The 17,408-nt window shown below is 67.1% G+C and carries 21 protein-coding genes and 1 tRNA gene; 16 read left to right on the top strand and 6 right to left on the bottom strand.

What is annotated here, in order from left to right; all coding sequences use genetic code 11:
- Window positions 1-192: 192 nt before the first annotated feature.
- The 5 genes from KBY65_RS04310 to KBY65_RS04290 are packed head-to-tail and all read left to right on the top strand — an operon-like array spanning window position 193 to window position 2,336.
- A complete protein-coding gene (locus tag KBY65_RS04310) occupies window positions 193-501 on the top strand; it encodes a hypothetical protein (RefSeq protein WP_094558870.1) in 309 nt (102 codons plus the stop codon).
- Window positions 502-545: 44 nt separating this feature from the next.
- A complete protein-coding gene (locus tag KBY65_RS04305) occupies window positions 546-1,304 on the top strand; it encodes a KilA-N domain-containing protein (RefSeq protein WP_158217009.1) in 759 nt (252 codons plus the stop codon).
- The gene (locus KBY65_RS04300) at window positions 1,304-1,540 is read left to right on the top strand and encodes a helix-turn-helix domain-containing protein (RefSeq protein ID WP_143592814.1); all 237 of its coding nucleotides are present in this window, start codon (window positions 1,304-1,306) and stop codon (window positions 1,538-1,540) included. The genes KBY65_RS04305 and KBY65_RS04300 overlap by 1 nt, the downstream gene beginning before the upstream one ends.
- Before the next feature lie 24 nt (window positions 1,541-1,564).
- A complete protein-coding gene (locus KBY65_RS04295) occupies window positions 1,565-1,900 on the top strand; it encodes an AbrB/MazE/SpoVT family DNA-binding domain-containing protein (protein ID WP_094558872.1) in 336 nt (111 codons plus the stop codon).
- A 13-nt stretch (window positions 1,901-1,913) separates the two neighbouring features.
- Window positions 1,914-2,336, top strand: coding sequence for a type II toxin-antitoxin system VapC family toxin (locus KBY65_RS04290; RefSeq protein ID WP_094559192.1), 423 nt, complete (start codon window positions 1,914-1,916; stop codon window positions 2,334-2,336).
- A 40-nt stretch (window positions 2,337-2,376) separates the two neighbouring features.
- On the opposite strand, the gene KBY65_RS04285 is transcribed toward KBY65_RS04290, so the two are convergent.
- The 3 genes from KBY65_RS04285 to KBY65_RS04275 all read right to left on the bottom strand — a co-directional run bounded on the left by KBY65_RS04285 (window position 2,377) and on the right by KBY65_RS04275 (window position 4,209).
- Window positions 2,377-2,631, bottom strand: a complete 255-nt coding sequence (locus KBY65_RS04285; RefSeq protein ID WP_094558873.1) for a type II toxin-antitoxin system Phd/YefM family antitoxin — start codon at window positions 2,629-2,631, stop codon at window positions 2,377-2,379.
- A gap of 115 nt (window positions 2,632-2,746) precedes the next feature.
- The gene (locus tag KBY65_RS04280; RefSeq protein ID WP_094558874.1) at window positions 2,747-3,634 is read right to left on the bottom strand and encodes a hypothetical protein; all 888 of its coding nucleotides are present in this window, start codon (window positions 3,632-3,634) and stop codon (window positions 2,747-2,749) included.
- Window positions 3,635-4,137: 503 nt separating this feature from the next.
- A tRNA-Val gene (locus KBY65_RS04275) sits at window positions 4,138-4,209 on the bottom strand.
- A gap of 98 nt (window positions 4,210-4,307) precedes the next feature.
- On the opposite strand from KBY65_RS04275, the gene KBY65_RS04270 reads away from it, so the two are divergent.
- The 3 genes from KBY65_RS04270 to mazG are packed head-to-tail and all read left to right on the top strand — an operon-like array spanning window position 4,308 to window position 6,646.
- Window positions 4,308-5,225 (top strand): lysophospholipid acyltransferase family protein, encoded by a 918-nt coding sequence (locus tag KBY65_RS04270; RefSeq protein WP_158217010.1) that lies wholly within the window; start codon window positions 4,308-4,310, stop codon window positions 5,223-5,225.
- 3 nt (window positions 5,226-5,228) lie between these two features.
- The gene (locus KBY65_RS04265; protein ID WP_255000629.1) at window positions 5,229-5,744 is read left to right on the top strand and encodes a DUF2227 family putative metal-binding protein; all 516 of its coding nucleotides are present in this window, start codon (window positions 5,229-5,231) and stop codon (window positions 5,742-5,744) included.
- Window positions 5,741-6,646: a nucleoside triphosphate pyrophosphohydrolase gene (gene mazG / locus KBY65_RS04260; RefSeq protein ID WP_255000628.1), complete on the top strand. Its 906-nt coding sequence runs from the start codon at window positions 5,741-5,743 to the stop codon at window positions 6,644-6,646. Before KBY65_RS04265 ends, mazG begins: the two co-directional genes overlap by 4 nt.
- Before the next feature lie 68 nt (window positions 6,647-6,714).
- Here mazG and arfB read toward each other — a convergent pair whose 3' ends face one another.
- Complete coding sequence (arfB, locus tag KBY65_RS04255; protein WP_255000627.1) at window positions 6,715-7,167, bottom strand: alternative ribosome rescue aminoacyl-tRNA hydrolase ArfB; 453 nt, start codon at window positions 7,165-7,167, stop codon at window positions 6,715-6,717.
- Between the two features lie 65 nt (window positions 7,168-7,232).
- On the opposite strand from arfB, the gene speE reads away from it, so the two are divergent.
- Both speE and speB read left to right on the top strand, forming a co-directional pair.
- Entirely contained in the window at window positions 7,233-8,072 is an 840-nt protein-coding gene (gene speE, locus KBY65_RS04250; protein ID WP_255000626.1) for a polyamine aminopropyltransferase, read from the top strand.
- Window positions 8,069-8,923 (top strand): agmatinase, encoded by an 855-nt coding sequence (gene speB, locus KBY65_RS04245; protein WP_255000624.1) that lies wholly within the window; start codon window positions 8,069-8,071, stop codon window positions 8,921-8,923. The genes speE and speB overlap by 4 nt, the downstream gene beginning before the upstream one ends.
- Window positions 8,924-8,936: 13 nt before the next feature.
- Here the strand turns inward: speB and KBY65_RS04240 are convergent, their stop codons facing one another.
- A complete protein-coding gene (locus KBY65_RS04240; RefSeq protein ID WP_255000642.1) occupies window positions 8,937-9,344 on the bottom strand; it encodes a Crp/Fnr family transcriptional regulator in 408 nt (135 codons plus the stop codon).
- Window positions 9,345-9,803: 459 nt separating this feature from the next.
- On the opposite strand from KBY65_RS04240, the gene gcvT reads away from it, so the two are divergent.
- The 6 genes from gcvT to KBY65_RS04205 all read left to right on the top strand — a co-directional run bounded on the left by gcvT (window position 9,804) and on the right by KBY65_RS04205 (window position 16,852).
- Window positions 9,804-10,913, top strand: coding sequence for a glycine cleavage system aminomethyltransferase GcvT (gene gcvT / locus KBY65_RS04230; RefSeq protein ID WP_094558883.1), 1,110 nt, complete (start codon window positions 9,804-9,806; stop codon window positions 10,911-10,913).
- Window positions 10,914-11,028: 115 nt separating this feature from the next.
- Window positions 11,029-12,855, top strand: coding sequence for an aspartate--tRNA ligase (aspS, locus tag KBY65_RS04225; RefSeq protein ID WP_094558884.1), 1,827 nt, complete (start codon window positions 11,029-11,031; stop codon window positions 12,853-12,855).
- A 76-nt stretch (window positions 12,856-12,931) separates the two neighbouring features.
- On the top strand, window positions 12,932-13,849 hold the full coding sequence (locus KBY65_RS04220) for an RNA polymerase sigma factor, RpoD/SigA family (RefSeq protein ID WP_315860032.1): 918 nt from the start codon (window positions 12,932-12,934) through the stop codon (window positions 13,847-13,849).
- 45 nt (window positions 13,850-13,894) lie between these two features.
- Entirely contained in the window at window positions 13,895-14,380 is a 486-nt protein-coding gene (locus tag KBY65_RS04215) for a Dps family protein (RefSeq protein WP_094558886.1), read from the top strand.
- A gap of 205 nt (window positions 14,381-14,585) precedes the next feature.
- Window positions 14,586-16,229 carry a CTP synthase gene (locus KBY65_RS04210; RefSeq protein WP_255000620.1) on the top strand — a complete coding sequence of 548 codons (1,644 nt, stop codon included), beginning with the start codon at window positions 14,586-14,588 and terminating at the stop codon, window positions 16,227-16,229.
- A complete protein-coding gene (locus KBY65_RS04205) occupies window positions 16,226-16,852 on the top strand; it encodes a 7-carboxy-7-deazaguanine synthase QueE (protein ID WP_255000618.1) in 627 nt (208 codons plus the stop codon). Before KBY65_RS04210 ends, KBY65_RS04205 begins: the two co-directional genes overlap by 4 nt.
- 14 nt (window positions 16,853-16,866) lie before the next feature.
- Here the strand turns inward: KBY65_RS04205 and KBY65_RS04200 are convergent, their stop codons facing one another.
- A complete protein-coding gene (locus KBY65_RS04200) occupies window positions 16,867-17,397 on the bottom strand; it encodes an ecotin family protein (RefSeq protein ID WP_255000617.1) in 531 nt (176 codons plus the stop codon).
- Window positions 17,398-17,408 lie beyond the last annotated feature (11 nt).

Here is a 17,408-nt window from a genome sequence, read left to right as displayed (position 1 = left end):
GGATCGAGCGGGAGATGGAACAAATGCTGGAACCACAACCCAAGGCTCAAGCAGAGGCAGAACCAGAGGAGAAGGCAGTGTTACCAGGTGTCAATGAGAATGGGTAACATCTTATTGATGCAAAGCGTCGGCCAAGGGGCTTGACGCGGGACAGTCGGCGGATGGCGAGGACGACGACGAGGAGTTGTTCTGATGCCCCTCGATCGACAGGACCAGAACGCCGGGGCCTGGAGGGGCAGGCCCCTTCACCGGCCCGGTCCCCAGCTGCCTGCCTTCTGCCGCACCCGCCGGCCCACCACCGTGGCCGTCACGGCCAGCAGCCTCACCGCCCTGCGCCTGCTGGTTGTGCTCGGACTGCTGTTTCAGCTCAGCACCCTGCTGTTCGTGCTCGCCGGGCCCGTGCCGCCGCAGCCGCTGGCCAGCCCCAACTCCGTCTTTCGCTCCGATGCCGGCACTGACGCCGGTGAGGTTCCCCCCATCACACCGCTTTCAGACCGATGAATCAATCAGCTCCGAATTCATCTACGCCGACTCCTTCCGCTCCGATGGCATCCCAGTCCCTGATCTCCCTTTCCTGGAATGGCACACCGATCCAGCGACGCAGCACCGACGGCTACGTCAACGCCACGGCAATGTGCCGAGCCAACGGCAAGCGGTGGACCAAATACCGCGAGTCGGACCGGGCTAACGAATATTTGGAAGCCCTTTCGACCGAAGCCCGAATTTCGGTCCACGCTTTGATCGAGTCCCGCGCCGGAGGTGTTGATGGGGGCGAAACCTGGATTCACCCCCAGGTAGCTGTCGACCTGGCCCGGTGGATCAGCGCACCGTTCGCGGTGTGGATGGATGGCTGGTTCCTGGAGAGTCTCCAGCAGGCTCAACCGGCGCCGGTGGAATCGCCCCCGCCCCGGCTGCGAGAGGTCGAGGTGATCGCGCTGGTGGAACGCAGCATCACCCTGTTCGAGCAACTGGGCGGCCTCGATCAACGCGATCAACTCCTGTTCAAGGACATCGTGCGCAGCAACGTGCTCACCGCGAGTTCGGGACTGCTGCCCGGCGCCCCGACTGACCAAGAGCTCACCCTGGGAGATGCCTGGCTGGAGGTGTTCCAGCAAGCGCTGCCGCGCAACCAGTTCTGCGCTGCCGGCAAGCTCGTGGCCAGGGCCTACCGCCAGGAGTTCGGCGAAGAGCCCCCTTGCCGCCAACAGTTCGTTGACGGTGCCCCACGCCAGGTCAAGAGCTACCGCCGCTCCTGGTTGATCGAGACCCTCCAGCGCTTCCGCGCTCAACCGGCAGGAGGCTGATGGAGACGCCGACAACCTCATCGCGCCAGCGGGTCTGGGTCACGACAGCAGAAGCCTGCGCTGCCCTGGGCATGAGCCGCGAAACCCTCCGCCAGCTGCGGCTGCGGGGGGTGCTCACCCCCGGCAAGCACTACAGGCGTTGGGGCTGCACCCAGGGCCGGGGCCCCCTGCAGTGGCACCTCGAGAACGTGGAGGCCACCATCACCGGCTGGAGCCGGCGGCATCTGCAGCACTGACAGCCACGAAGCGGACGTAGAGTCATGTCTCTACGAGTGGCCGTGAACGGCCGAGGGCGTTCCTTGACACAGTCCAGGCCTCAAGATCGCTCAGCTGACGCCTGCCAGCACTTCCCGCAGGCGATCCGCCGATGGGGGAACAGCCTGGCGGTCAGGCTCCCGGCCGATTGCCTGCGTCAGGCCGGACTGCAGGAAGGCGATCAGATCGACATCGTCGTTGGAGCTGATGGCCGCCTGAGCCTGGAGCCTCTGCGCAAGCTGGATCGCTCTGCCCTGGCCGCTGATCTGCGCCAGCTTCAGTCAACCATGCCTCTCACCCCTTCAGTGACCGAGGAATGCCGCGGCGGTGAACGCTGGTGACGCTGAGCCATCGATGATCTATCTCGACACCAGCGTGGTGGTGGCTCTGCTGACCCCAGAAGAACGCAGTGCGCAAGCGCTCGACTGGTTTGGGCAATCGCGCGAAACCTTGATCAGCAGCGACTGGCTGATCACCGAAACCCACAGCGCCCTGGGAATCAAGCAGCGCCATCACGGCCTCAGTTCTGAAGCACGCCAGGCCGCTGGGGAGCAGTTCGAGCGCCTGCTGAAGGGCGGAGTGGAACTTCGTTCCCTCGATCGCGAGCGCTTTCACCAGGCCGCCGAGCTGCTCCAGGATTCGGCCATGGGTCTCCGGGCGGGTGACGCCTTGCATCTGGCGGTGGCGCTGCACAGCCGCTGCACCCATCTGGCCAGCTTCGATGGGCGGATGCAGCAAGCCGCGGCTGCCCTCGGAATGAGGCCAGCACTGCAATAAGTCGCCAATCCGTTGCAGGGCCTGCAGAGGAAAGCCGGTCTCAGAGGGCATCAAGGCTGACCCGCACTGGCTCCTGTCCGTCCGCCAGACGCGAGTCAGTGAGACGGTTCAGCTCCAGGTCTTCCACCAGGTCCATCAGTTCCTCGTAGGCCTTAGCCGGCACGCAATAGAACGCTGGCTCGTTGCGGTTGAGCACCGCGACGGCCATCCCATCTCCCGCAGCCACGGTGGCCATGGGGTTCTTCTTGTGCTCCGAGATGCTCACTGCGATCTCGGCCAACACGCGATGCGCCATGAACAAACCGGCCCAGCTCTTCGGTGCAGTCTGAATCGTGGGAAAGAGCCGTAAGCAACCCTCAGGGCTAAGCCGGATGCGGCCCGGGCCTTCGCCAAAGCGGAGGAGGTGTTCCTTATGCCACCAGAAAACGCTGCTCCGCCTTGGCGAAGGCGTCATCCACCACGTCATCCCCGCACCAGCGGCTGTAGGCCGCCAGGTGGGTCTGCACGCTGTGGCCCATCGCCGCGGCCACGACCTTGGGCGGCAGGTCACAGATCACGTGGGCCCGGTGGGCGTAGCCGTGCCGGCAGGAGTAGAGCACCAGCTTTTCGCCCTGAGCTTCGTAGTCGCGCTTGAGCTCCATCCAGAGGGAGCGACGCCGCAGGTACTGGCTGATGTCCTGAGCACCATGGCCGGGACGCATCGGGGGCAGGCGATCTGCTGAGAACGAGGCCTCCAGGTTCCAGGCCGCTGACCACTGGTCGCAAGGAAGCAGCCGCAGCGGCCTGGGCTTCGTCTTACCGCGAGCTGCCACTTTTTCGTAGAGGCACCAAAGGCGTCCCTGCCTGAGCTCCAGGTGCTGGATCTCCTCGGGCCGTAAGCCATAGGCAGCGATCAACTGGAAACAAAGACGCCAGCGCTGATCTGGGATCGCTTGAACCATCGCCAGGATGTGCTCCACAGCCATCGGCGTGGTGACCATGCGCTGCTGACGGGATCGGCCGATGTAGGGGCTGAGATCCTGGGGAGGACTCCACTCCTGGCTGAGTGCCCCCTGCTGCACCAGCCAACGCAGCAGCGCAGCGGTGTACTGCACCTGCAGCTGGCGTGTACGGCAGCCAGGCCGCTCTGCCCACTGCGCCGCCGTCAGTCGCAATAACGCGTCGGCATCAGCTGACCCGCCACTGGAACGATCGGCCAACAGCTCCACCATCAGGCCCATCCGAGGCCGGTACATCCGCTCCCATGTGGCGGTTTTGACCTCACCACTGCAGAGTTTGTGATCGCGGTAGAGCTCCACAAGGGCAGACCAGGCGAGGCTCTTGGCGGGATCTGCCGCAGACTGAACGAGGAAGCCCTATCGGTGGAAGCCAGCGGCGCCTGACCTGGGTAGAGCCTGATTAAAGCGTCTTCAAGATCCTCGCCGTCCTGAAACGCCGAATGCAGGGCCACCACCGCATCCCGCACTTCATCCACATGGTCCCCATCCCAGGGAATGGGCAGCAGCAGCTGGCGGCGATGTCCGCCGCCGGCGTTAGCCGTGATGTTCAGTCGGACCAGGCCGCGATGGTTGGCGACACTCCAGCCACGCCGACAACCGAGGCGAGACAAGGAGTGAGACACCCCCGCACGCAGCACCGTCTCCCAGGCAAGGGGGGCAGCCATGTGAGGAGGAACGTGAGAAGGTATGTGAGAAGGTTGCCCTCCAAGCCTGGCATGCCCGTGCAGAGCCAACCACACGCTGGAACCCCGAAAGCCGGTGCACAAGCGGCTTTCGGGAGATTTTCAAGGCCCTGCCTGAGATGCGCGATGCCGGGTTCGAACCAGCGACATCCTGCTTGTAAGGCAGGCGCTCTACCGCTGAGCTAATCGCGCGCAGAAGGCAAACTACACCCCAATATCGGCCCGGTCCCCAATTCATGGCCAGACGCTCGCCTCGGCCTGTCCAGCTCCAGCGAAAGCTGCGCTGGCAAATGGAGGCCCTTGCTGTGCAGCTGCTGTTGGTGGTGCTGAGCGGGCGCTCCCACCGCACAATGATCCGTGGGATTGCGCTGGCCCATCGCCTGGCCAGGCCCTGGCTCGTTCACCGCCATGCCACAGCAATCGAGAACCTCAAGCGCGTCTACGGCGATCAACTCAGCATGCGCCAGCGCCAATTGATTGCGCAGCGCTCAATTGATAGCTTTTTTCTATCCTGCCTGGAATCGATCATCCAACCTGTCGACAGCGCACGGATCAGCGCTGAAGGAGAGGGCCTCGAGGAGCTGTTGCGTCTGCACCGCCAAGGCCAGGGAGTGATCATCGGCTCCTTGCATCTGGGCTGCTGGGATATTGGACTGCGATGGCTGAGTCAACAGATTGACACCCTGTCGGTGATCTACCGGCCCGCCCGCAACCCCTACAGCGACCGCCTGCTCAACCAGGCCCGCAGCGCCAACAGCAACTGCGACTGGATCCCTCAAGGCAACGTCAAAGCCATGTTCCGCTGGCTGCGCAGCGGCGGCAGCCTGGTCACGATGACCGACCTCTACAGCCCCAGCAGTGAGCTGCAGGTCGATTTCCTGGGACTTTCCACCTTCTTCGCCAAGGGGCCAGCGTCCCTATCCCAGAAATCAGGTTGTCCCCTGTTTCCCGTGGCCCAAGTTCGCGAAGACAACGGCCGCTTCCGCTTGATCTTCGGGGCGCCCCTCTGGCCTGGCAGCGGCCCAACGGCCCTCGCCGCCCAGATGGCCGCCCTAGCCCGCTGGCATGAACCGTGGATCCAGGGCTATGCCGAGCAGTACTACTGGATCAACCGGCGCTGGCGCGCCGGTGATGGCAGCGGCGAACGACTGCGGCCCGTCGGCCCGCCCGCAGCGCGGGTGCTGAAGCTGGCGGCAGCGGGGCCCTGAGCGATGGCCAGCGGCCGCAGCCACGACCGCGCCACCTGGATCCTGGCGCTGCCCTTCGGGGCCCTGTGGTGGCCTTGGCTGGGGCTGGCCGGTGTTGCCGCCGCCGGAGGAGCCTTCCTGCTGGGCGGTCTGCTGCTCTCCCCCGACCTCGACACCCGCTCCAACCCCACCCAGCGCTGGGGGCCGCTACGGCTGCTGTGGTGGCCCTACCGGCGCCTGCTGCGCCACCGGTCGCTGCTGTCTCACAGTCCTCTGCTGGGCACCGCCGGGCGACTGAGCTACCTGCTGGGGGCGTCGCTGGCGATCTGCCTGCTGCTGCAGCCCCTGGGGGGTCCGCCACCGCAACAGCTCCTGGCCGCGGGCGAAGCGCTCTGGCGCGAGCAACGCCCCCTGGTGCTGGCGGCGCTGGTGGGTCTGGAGGCCAGCAGCTGGCTGCACCTGATCCAGGACGGTGATCCCATGCCCAAAACACCGCGGCTGCTGCGAAGGTGGCGCCGACCACGCGGCCGCGTCCGATGAGCGCCCCGACCGATCCAAGCCGTGCCAATCCAAACCGTGCCGATCCAAGCCTGGCAGCCCTCGCCGAGCTGATCGGCGTGGTGGCCCAGCTGCGCGATCCCGAAGGTGGCTGCCCCTGGGACCTGGAGCAGACCCACGCCTCTCTGGCGCCCTACGTGCTGGAGGAAGCCCACGAGGTGGCCGATGCGATCCGCCACGGCGACGACACGCACCTGGCCGAGGAGCTGGGCGACCTGCTGCTGCAGGTGGTGCTGCACGCCCAGATCGCCAGTGAGGAAGGTCGCTTTGATCTCGCGCAAATTGCCCAGGGGCTGAACGCCAAGCTGGTGCGCCGCCACCCCCATGTGTTCGGCGAGGTCGAGGCGGCCGACAGCGCAGCAGTGCGGGCCCACTGGGAGGCGATCAAGGCCGAGGAGCAGCAGGAACGGGCCGAGTGGGCCGAAGGCGAAAGCCATGCCCCCTCAGCCAGCCCCCTCAGCGATCGCCTGGCGGGCAAGGTGCGCGGCCAGCCCGCCCTGGCCGGCGCCATGACCATCTCCAAAAAAGCCGCCGCGGCCGGCTTCGAATGGGACGACATCACAGGTGTGTGGGAGAAAGTGCACGAGGAGCTCGACGAGCTCAAGGAGGCCGTAGCGGAAGCGATGACCAGCGGCGATCGGGCCCATGCCCAGGAAGAGCTGGGCGACGTGCTGTTCACCCTGGTGAACGTGGCCCGCTGGTGCAGTCTCGACCCCGAGGCCGGCCTGGCCGGCACCAACCGCCGCTTCCTCGATCGCTTCTCCCGCGTGGAGGCAGCCCTGGGCGGCGAGCTGCAGGGCCGCAGCATCGGCGAGCTGGAGGGGTTGTGGCAGCAGGCCAAGGCCCAGATCCGGGCTGAAAACTCGCATCAGCCAGGCTGCTGACCCCTCGCAACAACACCCTCACAAGAGCTGTACAGGCTGTACAGATCAGGGACAACGCCACCGACACCTCAATCTTCCGGCAGCACGACCCGGCTGCTGCGCTGACTCTTGATGGCACTGCGCTGTTTCTTGGCCGCCAGGCGCCGCTCCTTGGAACCCCGGGTGGGCTTGGTGGGTCGCCGCGGCGGCGGCGGCGGCTTGAGCGCTTCCTGCAGCAGCTCCACCAGGCGCCGCTGGGCCGCCACCCGGTTTTGCCACTGGGAGCGGTGCTCACTGGCGGCGATCACCACAGCCCCATCCACCAGCTTGTCCTCCAGCCGCCGCAGGGCACGGGCCTGCAACACAGGCGGCAACGCCCGGGAGGCCATCAGGTCAAACACCAGCTCCACGCGGGAATCGGTGGTGTTCACGTTCTGGCCGCCGGGCCCGGAGGAGCGCGAAAAGCGCCAGGCCAGCTCCGCCGCCGGGATCCGCACCGCCGGGGTCACCTGCAGGTCGTCACTGGGGCGCGCTGGGGCCATGGCCTGAGCCTGTCACGGGCAACACACCGGCGATGCGCAAGGCTGGAGGTTGCAATCCCTGAGCCATGGGCTGGATCGACGAGATCTTCGACGGCGTGCGCTACGGCTTGGCCGGCCAGGTGATCGCCGAAGCCCAGTCACCCTTCCAGCGCGTCACGATCATCGACAGCGAGCGCTACGGCAAGGGGCTGCTGCTCGATGGCTGCTGGATGACGGCTGAGCGGCAGGAGCGGCACTACCACGAGGCGATCGTGCATCCGGCCCTCTGCAGCACGGCGAGCATCGAGCGGGTGCTGGTGATCGGTGGCGGCGATGGCGGCACCGCCCGCGAGTGCCTGCGCCACGCCAGCGTGCAGCACCTCGACCTGGTGGAGATCGACGGCCTGGTGGTGGAGTGGAGCCAGCAGCACCTGCCGAGCATCGGCGGTGGCTGCTGGAACGACCCCCGCTTCCACCTCACCGTGGGCGACGGCATCGCCTGGGCCGCAGGCGCCGCCGACGCCAGCTACGACGTGGTGATCGTCGATGGCTCCGATCCGGCTGGCCCGGCCGAAGGCCTGTTCAACCGGGCCTTCTTTGAGCAATGCCGCCGCATCCTTAAGCCCGGCGGCGTGTTCGCCACCCAGAGCGAATCCCCCGAGGCCTTTCGCCAGGTGCACATCGACACGGTGAAGCTGATCCGCGAGGTGTTCGGCCACGCCGATCCCATGTATGGCTGGGTGCCGATGTATCCGAGCGGCTGGTGGAGCTGGACGTTCGCCGCCACAGGCGGCCGTCGCTATCTGCAGCCGGATCCCGCCCGCGCCGCGGCCGTGGCCAGTGGCTGTGAGATCTGGAGCCCGCGCTGGCAGCGCGGTGCCTTCGACGCCATCCCCGCCGCCATCGAGCGCGAGCTGAACGCATGAACGACCTTTTCGACACCGACGGCGCCATCTACATGGGCAGCCAGCGCGATCCCGCCGGCTGCCGGGTGGGCCTGTTTGGCGTGCCCTACGACGGCACCACCTCCTTCCGCCCCGGCACCCGCTTCGGGCCGGGCGCGATCCGCGAGGTGAGCAGCGGCCTGGAGAGCTACTGCCCCCAACTCGATCGCGATCTGGAGGAGCTCGCCATCGCTGATCTAGGCGCCGTGGAGATCCCCTTCGGCGCACCTGAGCCGGTGGTGGCGGCCGTGAAGCAGGCCACCGAGGCTGTGCTGGCCCTGGGCCTCAAGCCGCTGATGCTCGGCGGCGAGCACTCGATCAGCTCGGGAGCGGTGGCGGCCGTGGCGGCCGAGCACCCGGATCTGGTGCTGGTGCAACTCGATGCCCACGCCGACCTGCGCCACGAGTGGCTCGGCGCCCACCACAGCCACGCCTGCGCCATGCGCCGCTGCCTGGAGGTGCTACCCAGCCAGCAGCTTCTGCAGATCGCCATCCGCAGCGGCACCCGCGAAGAATTCAGCGAACTGCGCCAGACGGGCCGCCTGGTGGCGATCGAGCGGATGGCCGAAGCCCTGAAGCCCCTGCGCGGCCAGCCTCTCTACCTCACCGTGGATCTGGATTGGTTTGATCCGGCGGTGATGGCCGGCACCGGCACCCCCGAGCCTGGCGGCTTCCTCTGGCGGGATTTCGCCGCCCTGGTGGAAGAGCTGCGCCACCACAACCTGGTGGCCGCCGACGTGGTGGAGCTAGCGCCCCAGCTGGATCCCACCGGGGTGAGCAGCGTGCTAGCGGCCAAGGTGGTGCGCAGCCTGATGTTCTTGCTGGATCGCTGAGCCGAAAGGGCCTTCAGTAACAACAGGTGCCGCTGGTGCGTTGCTCCCGCAGGCGCTCATGCTGCTGGCTGATCAGCAGCACCGCCAGGGTGGGGTGGTTGTGCAACAAGTTGAGGAAGCGCAGCCGATCGAGCCGCATAAGTTCCACCGGCGTGCGGGCCAGGGCGTCGTTGCGGTAGATGCCATCGCGCCACACGATGTCCTGGTAGCTGCACAGCTCACCGGGCCGGTAGCAGAGCTTGTCCCCGGCTTCGCTAATCACTTCGATGATGCCGCGCCGCACGCCGTAGATGGCATCAGCTCGGTTGCCCCGGGAAAACACCTTGGCGCCGGTGGGGAGGGTGAGAACCTCGCAATCCACCTGAGCTGCCATCAGCTCGATCGACGTATTGATTGCCGGAGATGCCACCACGCCCGTCACCCCCTTCAAAACATTTGCCTCCTTAATACAACCTAGCCGCCTCGCAGTGCCCAGACTTGCCCTACAAAAGCCGGCCACTTGAAGCAAGCTTCACATTTGCTTCAGCTTTCTGCCAGTGCCGACTCGAGGCTGAGCTGCTGGTTCGGCTGCGCTGACGCTCCTCCTCCAGAAGCTGGCGCGGCCATCACGGGCAACCGCGGCGGACGGGCGGTCCAGTGATGACACCAGAGTTCTGCCGCCAACTCGGGATGGATCGGCAACCGCCGCAGCTGGCACCAGCCAAACTCCCCCCCCGTGGGAGGAGCGCAGTGGCGGCAGCTACGGCAGCAAGGGCGCGAACCCATCCAGGCAGGACTTGGGTCTCTCAAGGTATGGACGACTGCCGCCTCCGGGTAGCCGGAAAACCGAATCTTCCGAGTTCCTTCTGGATTCCCGCCATGGCTGCATAGGATCCGCCCCATGGGCCTCCAGCACACTCCCCTATATGACGCCGCCACGGCGGCTGGCGGCCGGATGGTGCCCTTCGCCGGCTGGGAGATGGCCGTGCAGTTCACCGGCCTGGTGGCCGAACACCACGCCGTTCGACGCCAGTGCGGGGTGTTCGACATCTCCCACATGGGCGTGCTCAGCCTGCGGGGCGATGGCGCCAAGGATGCCCTGCAGGCCTTGGTGCCCAGCGACCTCTTCCGCATCGGCCCCGGTGAAGCCTGCTACACGGTGCTGCTCAATGCGCAGGGCGGCATCCGCGACGACCTGATCGTTTACGACCAAGGCCGGATCGCCGACACCGACGCGCTCTTGGTGGTGATCAACGCCGCCTGCGCCGAGGCCGACACGGCCTGGATCCGCAGCCAGCTGGAACCCCAGGGCATCACGGTGGCCGACCACAAGGGCGATGGGGTGCTGCTGGCCCTACAGGGGCCGGAGGCGGCAGGCCGGCTGGAAGCGCTGGCAGGCACCAGCCTTGCTGGCCTACCCCGCTTCGGCCACCGCAACCTCGATCTGCCAGGGATCGGAACGGCTTTTGTGGGCCGCACCGGCTACACCGGCGAGGACGGCTTAGAGCTGCTGCTGCCCCGCCCGGCGGGCCTAGCCCTCTGGCAGCGGTTCCTGGACAGCGGCGTCACCCCCTGCGGCCTCGGTGCCCGGGACACCCTGCGCCTGGAGGCAGCCATGCACCTCTACGGCGCCGACATGGATGCCACCACCACACCCCTGGACGTGGGGCTGGGCTGGCTGGTGCACCTGGAGATGCCCAAGCCTTTCATTGGCCGCGCAGTGCTGGAGCGCCAGACCACCGAGGGCGTGAAGCGCCGACTGGTGGGCCTGAAGCTGCAGGGCCGCGCCATCCCCCGCCATGGCTACCCGGTGCTGGCCGCCGCGGCCGCTGCGGGAACCACGCCGCTCGGCACGGTCACCAGTGGCGGCTGGTCGCCGAGCCTGGAAGCGGGCATCGCTTTGGCCCTGGTGCCCGCCGAGCTGGCTAAGCCGGGCACCGAGCTGGCGGTGGAGATCCGCGGCAAGGCCGAGCCAGCCCTGGTGGTGAAGCGGCCCTTTTACCGGCGCTAAACATTCAGCTGTCGCCAATTCTGTACAGCCTGTACGGACTTCAGGACGGTCCACCCATCTGAGCTGCTGGGGAGCCCTCAGATGGGACAATCGCGAATCCCAGACCCGATCCCAGATGCGCAGCCACGGATGCGGCGACCTGCGCCACGACGCCAGCGGCCAGGCCGTTCAGCTCTGCGGCTGGGTGGACCGCAGCCGTGACCACGGCGGCGTGATCTTCATCGACCTGCGCGACCGCAGCGGCACCGTGCAGATCACCGTCGACCCGGACAACGGCGCTGCGATGTTTGCCGTGGCCGAGCACCTGCGCAATGAAACGGTGATCCAGGTGCAGGGCACGGTGCGCGAGCGCCCCGCCGACGCCATCAACGACAAGCTGGCCACCGGCCGCATCGAGGTGCTGGCCAGCGCCATCACCGTGCTCAATGCCGTGAAGGGCAACCTGCCCTTCCCCGTGTCGGTGCACGACGAGGAGAACACCCGCGAAGAGCTGCGGCTGCGCCACCGCTATCTCGATCTGCGCCGCGAGCGCATGAACGGCAACCTGCGCCTGCGCGCCCAGACGATTCAAGCCGCCCGCCGCTTCCTGGAAGACCAGGGCTTCATCGAGGTGGAAACGCCGGTTCTCACCCGCTCCACCCCCGAAGGCGCCCGCGACTACCTGGTGCCATCCCGGGTGTGCGGCGGCGAGTGGTTCGCCCTACCCCAGTCGCCCCAGCTGTTCAAGCAGCTGCTGATGGTGGGCGGCATCGAGCGCTACTACCAGGTGGCCCGCTGCTTTCGCGACGAAGACCTGCGCGCCGATCGCCAGCCGGAATTCACCCAGCTGGACATCGAGATGAGCTTCATGGGCCAGGAGGAGATCCTGAAGCTCAACGAAGCCCTGATCGCCAGCATCTGGAAAAGCGTGAGGGGTGTGGAACTGCCCCGCCCCTTCCCGCGCCTCACCTGGCACGAGGCCATGGCGCGCTATGGCACCGACCGGCCCGACACCCGCTACGGACTGGAACTCTCCGATGTCTCCGACCTGGTGGCCGACATGGGCTTCAAGGTGTTCAGCGGTGCGGTGGCCGCCGGTGGCTCGGTGAAGTGCATCGCCGTGCCCGGCGGCAATGACGCCATCAGCAACGTGCGCATCAAGCCCGGCGGCGATGTGTTCAGCGAGGCCCAGAAGGCCGGTGCCGGTGGGCTGGCCTTCATCCGCGTGCGCGAGGGCGGCGAGATCGACACCATCGGCGCCATCAAGGACAACCTCACAGACGCCAAGAAGGCCGAACTGCTGGCCCGCACCGGGGCCGAGCCCGGCACCCTGCTGCTGTTCGGCGCCGGCGACACCGCCACGGTGAACAAGGCCCTCGATCGGGTGCGCCAGTTTCTGGCCCGCGAGCTGGGCCTGGTGAAGCCCGACCGCGACAACGACAGCTGGAACTTTCTCTGGGTGGTGGATTTCCCGATGTTTGAGTTCAACTCAGACGAGAACCGCCTCGAGGCCCTGCACCACCCCTTCTGCGCCCCCAACGCAGACGATCTCAGCAACGACCCGGCCGCCTGGGCCACCACCCTGCCCACGGCCCGCGCCCAGGCCTACGACCTAGTGCTCAACGGCCTGGAGCTGGGCGGCGGCTCCCTGCGCATCCACGATTCGGCCCTGCAGCGCCAGGTGCTGCAAACCATCGGCCTGCCCCTCGAAGAAGCCAACCAACAGTTCGGCTTCCTGATGGACGCCCTCGACATGGGCGCCCCGCCCCACGGCGGCCTGGCCTTCGGCGTGGACCGGATCGTGATGCTGCTGGCCGGCGAGGAGTCGATCCGCGACACCATCGCCTTCCCGAAAACCCAGCAAGCCCGCTGCCTGATGACCCAGGCTCCGGCCGGGGTGTCTGGCAAGCAGCTGGAGGAGCTGCACGTGGCCAGCACCTGGGTGGACGAGGAAGCTGGCTGAAAACCAAAACAAATCGGGGGAATCAACGCCTCCGCCCCCATGCGGGCAACGGTGAAGCAACCACCGACCGTTGCGGTTGCCCAACACCCCCGCCATCACCGACCTGGTGCGGCTCTATCTCCAGGACATCGGCCGGGTTGACCTGCTGAGCCAGGAGGAGGAGCTCACCCTGGCTCGCCTGGTGCAGCGGCGCGAGCGACTTCTGCAGGAGGGAGCTGAGCCCGAGCTGGCTGCAGGCGAACGGCGCCAGGCCTTGCACCGCGGCAAGCGGGCCAAGGAGCGGATGATCCAGGCCAACCTGCGACTGGTGGTGGCGGTGGCCAAGAAGTACCAGCGTCGCGGCCTGGAACTGCTGGATCTGGTGCAGGAAGGCACCCTCGGGCTGGAGCGGGCCGTGGAGCGCTACGACCCAACCCGCGGGTTTCGCTTCAGCACCTACGCCTACTGGTGGATACGCCAGGGGATCACCCGGGCCATCGCCAGCCAGAGCCGCACGATCCGGCTACCGGTGCACATCACCGAGAAGCTCAACCGGATCAAGCGCACCCAGCGGGAGCTCACTGCCCGCCTCGGCCGCACCCCAACCGTGGCCGAGATCGCCCGGGATCTGGAACTCAGCGAAGCAGCGGTACGCCAGACCCTGCTGCAGGTGCCCCGCCCCGTCTCCCTGGAAGGGCGAGTGGGAAAGGACCAGGACACGGAGTTGGGCGATCTGCTGGAGGACAGCCACAGCACACCGGAGCAGGAGCTGGCCCGCGAGCAACTCCACAACGACCTCACAGCCCTGCTGGAGGAGCTGAACAGCCGTGAGGCCGAAGTGATCCGCCAGCGGTTTGGCCTGGAGGACGACACACCCCGCACCCTGACGGAAATCGGAGAAGCCCTGCACCTGTCCCGGGAGCGGGTGCGCCAGATCGAATCGCGGGCCCTGCTGAAGCTGCGTCAGCCCCAGAACCGCTGCCGGGTGAAGGATTACCTGGGCAGCCTCGACTAAACCAGCCAAACCGGGCTAAAACGAAGTCACTACGGATAAGCCGCCATGGCCAACACCGCACCCCCGATTGACATCGGCATCCCCGAGCCCCAGCGCCTGCAGATCGCCGAGGGGCTAGGCCGGGTGCTGGCCGATTCCACCGTGCTCTACGCCAAGACCCACGGCTTCCACTGGAACGTCACCGGGCCGATGTTCAACACCCTGCACCTGATGTTCATGGAGCAGTACACCGAGCTGTGGATGGCCCTCGACGCCATCGCCGAACGCATCCGCGCCCTGGGCTGCCCGGCACCCTTCGGCGGCGCCACCTACGGCCAGCTCTCCTCCATCCCCGAAACCCAGGGCATCCCAGCCGCCCTGGAGATGGTGCGCGAGCTGGTGCTGGGCCATGAGGCCGTGGCCCGCACGATCCGCAGCGTGATGGTTACCGCCGACGCGGCCAACGACCAGCCCACCGCCGACCTGCTCACGCAGCGGCTGCAGATTCACGAGAAGACCGCCTGGATGCTGCGCAGCTTGCTGGAGGGTTGACGGAGTGCCGATTGGGCGTCTGGCTTCCGCCGAGCGAAAGCCTCCAGGGCTGAGCGGGCCCAAGCCCTCCCCCGGCTCCTGCGGGGTCTGGCTGCGGTGAGCGCGGTGTTGCCCGCGCAGCGGGCGTGACCGCCGAACCCAGCCAGCCCCGCAGGCGCAAGGGAGCCTTGGAACGCCCGGTACATTGAGGGATCGGTCTAGGGATATGAGCAAGTTCGTCTTCGTCACCGGCGGTGTGGTGTCGAGCATCGGCAAGGGCATCGTGGCCGCGAGCCTTGGGCGGCTGCTCAAGAGCCGCGGTTACAGCGTCTCGATCCTCAAGCTTGACCCGTATCTGAACGTGGATCCGGGCACGATGAGCCCCTACCAGCACGGTGAGGTGTTCGTCACCGAAGACGGCGCCGAGACCGACCTCGACCTAGGCCATTACGAGCGCTTTACCGACACGGCCATGTCGCGTCTCAACAGCGTGACCACCGGTTCGATCTACCAGTCGGTGATCAACAAGGAGCGCCGTGGCGACTACAACGGCGGCACCGTGCAGGTGATTCCCCACATCACCGGCGAGATCCGCGAGCGCATCCAGCGGGTCGCTGCCAACTCGGGCGCCGACGTGGTGATCGGGGAGATCGGCGGCACGGTGGGCGACATCGAATCGCTGCCGTTTCTGGAGGCGATCCGGGAATTCCGGGGCGATGTGGGGCGCCACGACCTGGCCTACGTGCACGTCACCCTGCTGCCCTTCATTGGCACCTCGGGCGAACTGAAAACCAAGCCCACCCAGCACTCGGTGAAGGAGCTGCGCTCGATCGGCATCCAGCCAGATGTGCTGGTGTGCCGCAGCGACCGGCCGGTGAGTGAGGAGCTGCGGCGCAAGATCGGCGGCTTCTGCGGCGTCCCCGAACGGGCGGTGATCCAGGCCCTCGATGCCGACAGCATCTACGCCGTGCCGCTGGCCATGGAGCAGGAGGGCCTCTGCCGCGAGGTGCTCGACGTGCTGCAGCTCAGCAACGCTGAAAGTGACATGGCCCGCTGGCAGGAGCTGGTCACCAAGCTGCGGCACCCGGGCCCGGCCGTGAAGGTGGCCCTGGTGGGCAAATACGTGCAGCTCAACGACGCCTACCTCTCGGTGGTGGAGGCCCTGCGCCACGCCTGCCTGGATCGGGATGCCTCCCTCGATCTGCACTGGATCTGCGCCGAACAGATCGAAACCCAGGGCGCCGAAGCACTGCTGGCGGGCATGGATGCGGTGGTGGTGCCCGGCGGCTTTGGCAACCGCGGCGTCGACGGCAAGGTGGCCGCGATCCGCTGGGCGCGCGAGCAGCGGGTGCCGTTTCTAGGCCTGTGCCTTGGCATGCAGTGCGCCGTGATCGAGTGGGCCCGCAACCAGGCGGGCCTGGCCGATGCCACCAGCGCCGAACTGGATCCCGACACGGCCCACCCGGTGATCCACCTGCTGCCCGAGCAGCAGGACGTGGTGGACCTGGGCGGCACGATGCGGCTCGGGGTCTACCCCTGCCGCTTGGCGGCAGGCACCCTGGGCCAAAGCCTCTATGGCGAGGAAGTGGTGTACGAGCGCCACCGCCATCGCTATGAGTTCAACAACGCCTACCGCAGCCTGTTTCTGGAATCGGGGTACGCCATCAGCGGCACCTCACCAGACGGCCGGCTGGTGGAGCTGATCGAGCTCAAGGATCACCCCTTCTTCACCGCCTGCCAGTACCACCCCGAATTCCTCTCCCGCCCGGGCAAGCCCCATCCGCTCTTCCGTGGCCTGATCGAAGCCGCCCAGCAGCGGCTGCCGCGGTCTCCCCAGGAAGCCCTCGCCAGCACCAACGCCGTTGCATGACGGGCACCCTGCCCGTGGTGGAAACCTTCCACTCCCTGCAGGGGGAAGGCCTCCACGCCGGCCGCAGCGCCTTCTTCATCCGGCTGGGCGGGTGCAACGTGGGCTGCAGCTGGTGCGACACCAAGCACTCCTGGCCCGCGGACGTGCACCCGCAGCGACGCCTGTCGGCACTCGCTGCCGAAGCCCAGGCCGCCGCGATCACCGGAGCCGCCTTTGTGGTGATCACCGGCGGAGAACCGCTGCACCACGATCTGGCACCCCTGTGCAACGCGCTGGCTGCCGCAGGGCTGCCGCTGCACTTGGAAACCAGTGGCGTTGATCCGCTGAGCGGCCGCTTTGCCTGGGTCACCCTCTCGCCGAAGGCCCACCGGCCGCCGCTGCCGGAGCTGCTGGCCGCCTGCGATGAGTTGAAGGTGGTGGTGCACGGGCCGGAGGATCTGGACTTCGCGGAAGCGATGGCCACCCAAGCCCAAGCAGCCCGCGGCGGCAACGCAAGCCCCCAGCTCCTGCTTCAACCAGGCTGGGACTCCGCCAACGGCCAGACCTTGGCGATCGACTACGTGCGCCAGCACCCCCAATGGCGGCTCAGCCTGCAAAGCCACAAGCTGCTGGGGCTGCGCTGATCACGACTCGCTGATCACTGCAGACTCGCCGGGCGCTCCTGGCTTTCGGCCTTCCACAGGCGCCAACGCAACTCCAAAGGCCGGGGCGCATCCACCACGATGGGACGGCTGGCGTTGTAGGGCACCACAAACGGCTGGCCAGCCATCGGCACAAACGCGCTGCGGCGGGACTGATCCGGTGGGCAGGCCATGCGGGTGGAGGCCAGGGACCCCACATCCGTGACCCGGTAGATCACCGGGCCACCCTTCTGGGCGGGTTTCACGGGGCGCAGCTTGCCGCCGAACACCTGACGATTGCAATCCACCAGGGCCATCTGGCCGACGATCAGCTGCACCCGCCAATCAGCGGGGTTGGATGACATCACCGCATCCGCAGAGGGCCGCAACACCCCCGGCAGCTGGATCACCCAACGCCGATCGCCGGCGGCGGGCTTGGGGTAGCTGGAGAGATCGAGCCTGGGGATGGCGCCTGCGGGGGCCCCAACCAGCAGGAGCGTCATGCCCGTGGACAACAACGCCGAGAGGCGAACCAGTCCCATCACCATGGCGGCCTTGC

Source organism: Cyanobium sp. Alchichica 3B3-8F6, assembly GCF_024346435.1.
Lineage (GTDB): Bacteria > Cyanobacteriota > Cyanobacteriia > PCC-6307 > Cyanobiaceae > Cyanobium_A.
Note: the sequence above shows the minus strand (reverse complement) of the source record. Positions and strands in the feature narration are given on the sequence as shown.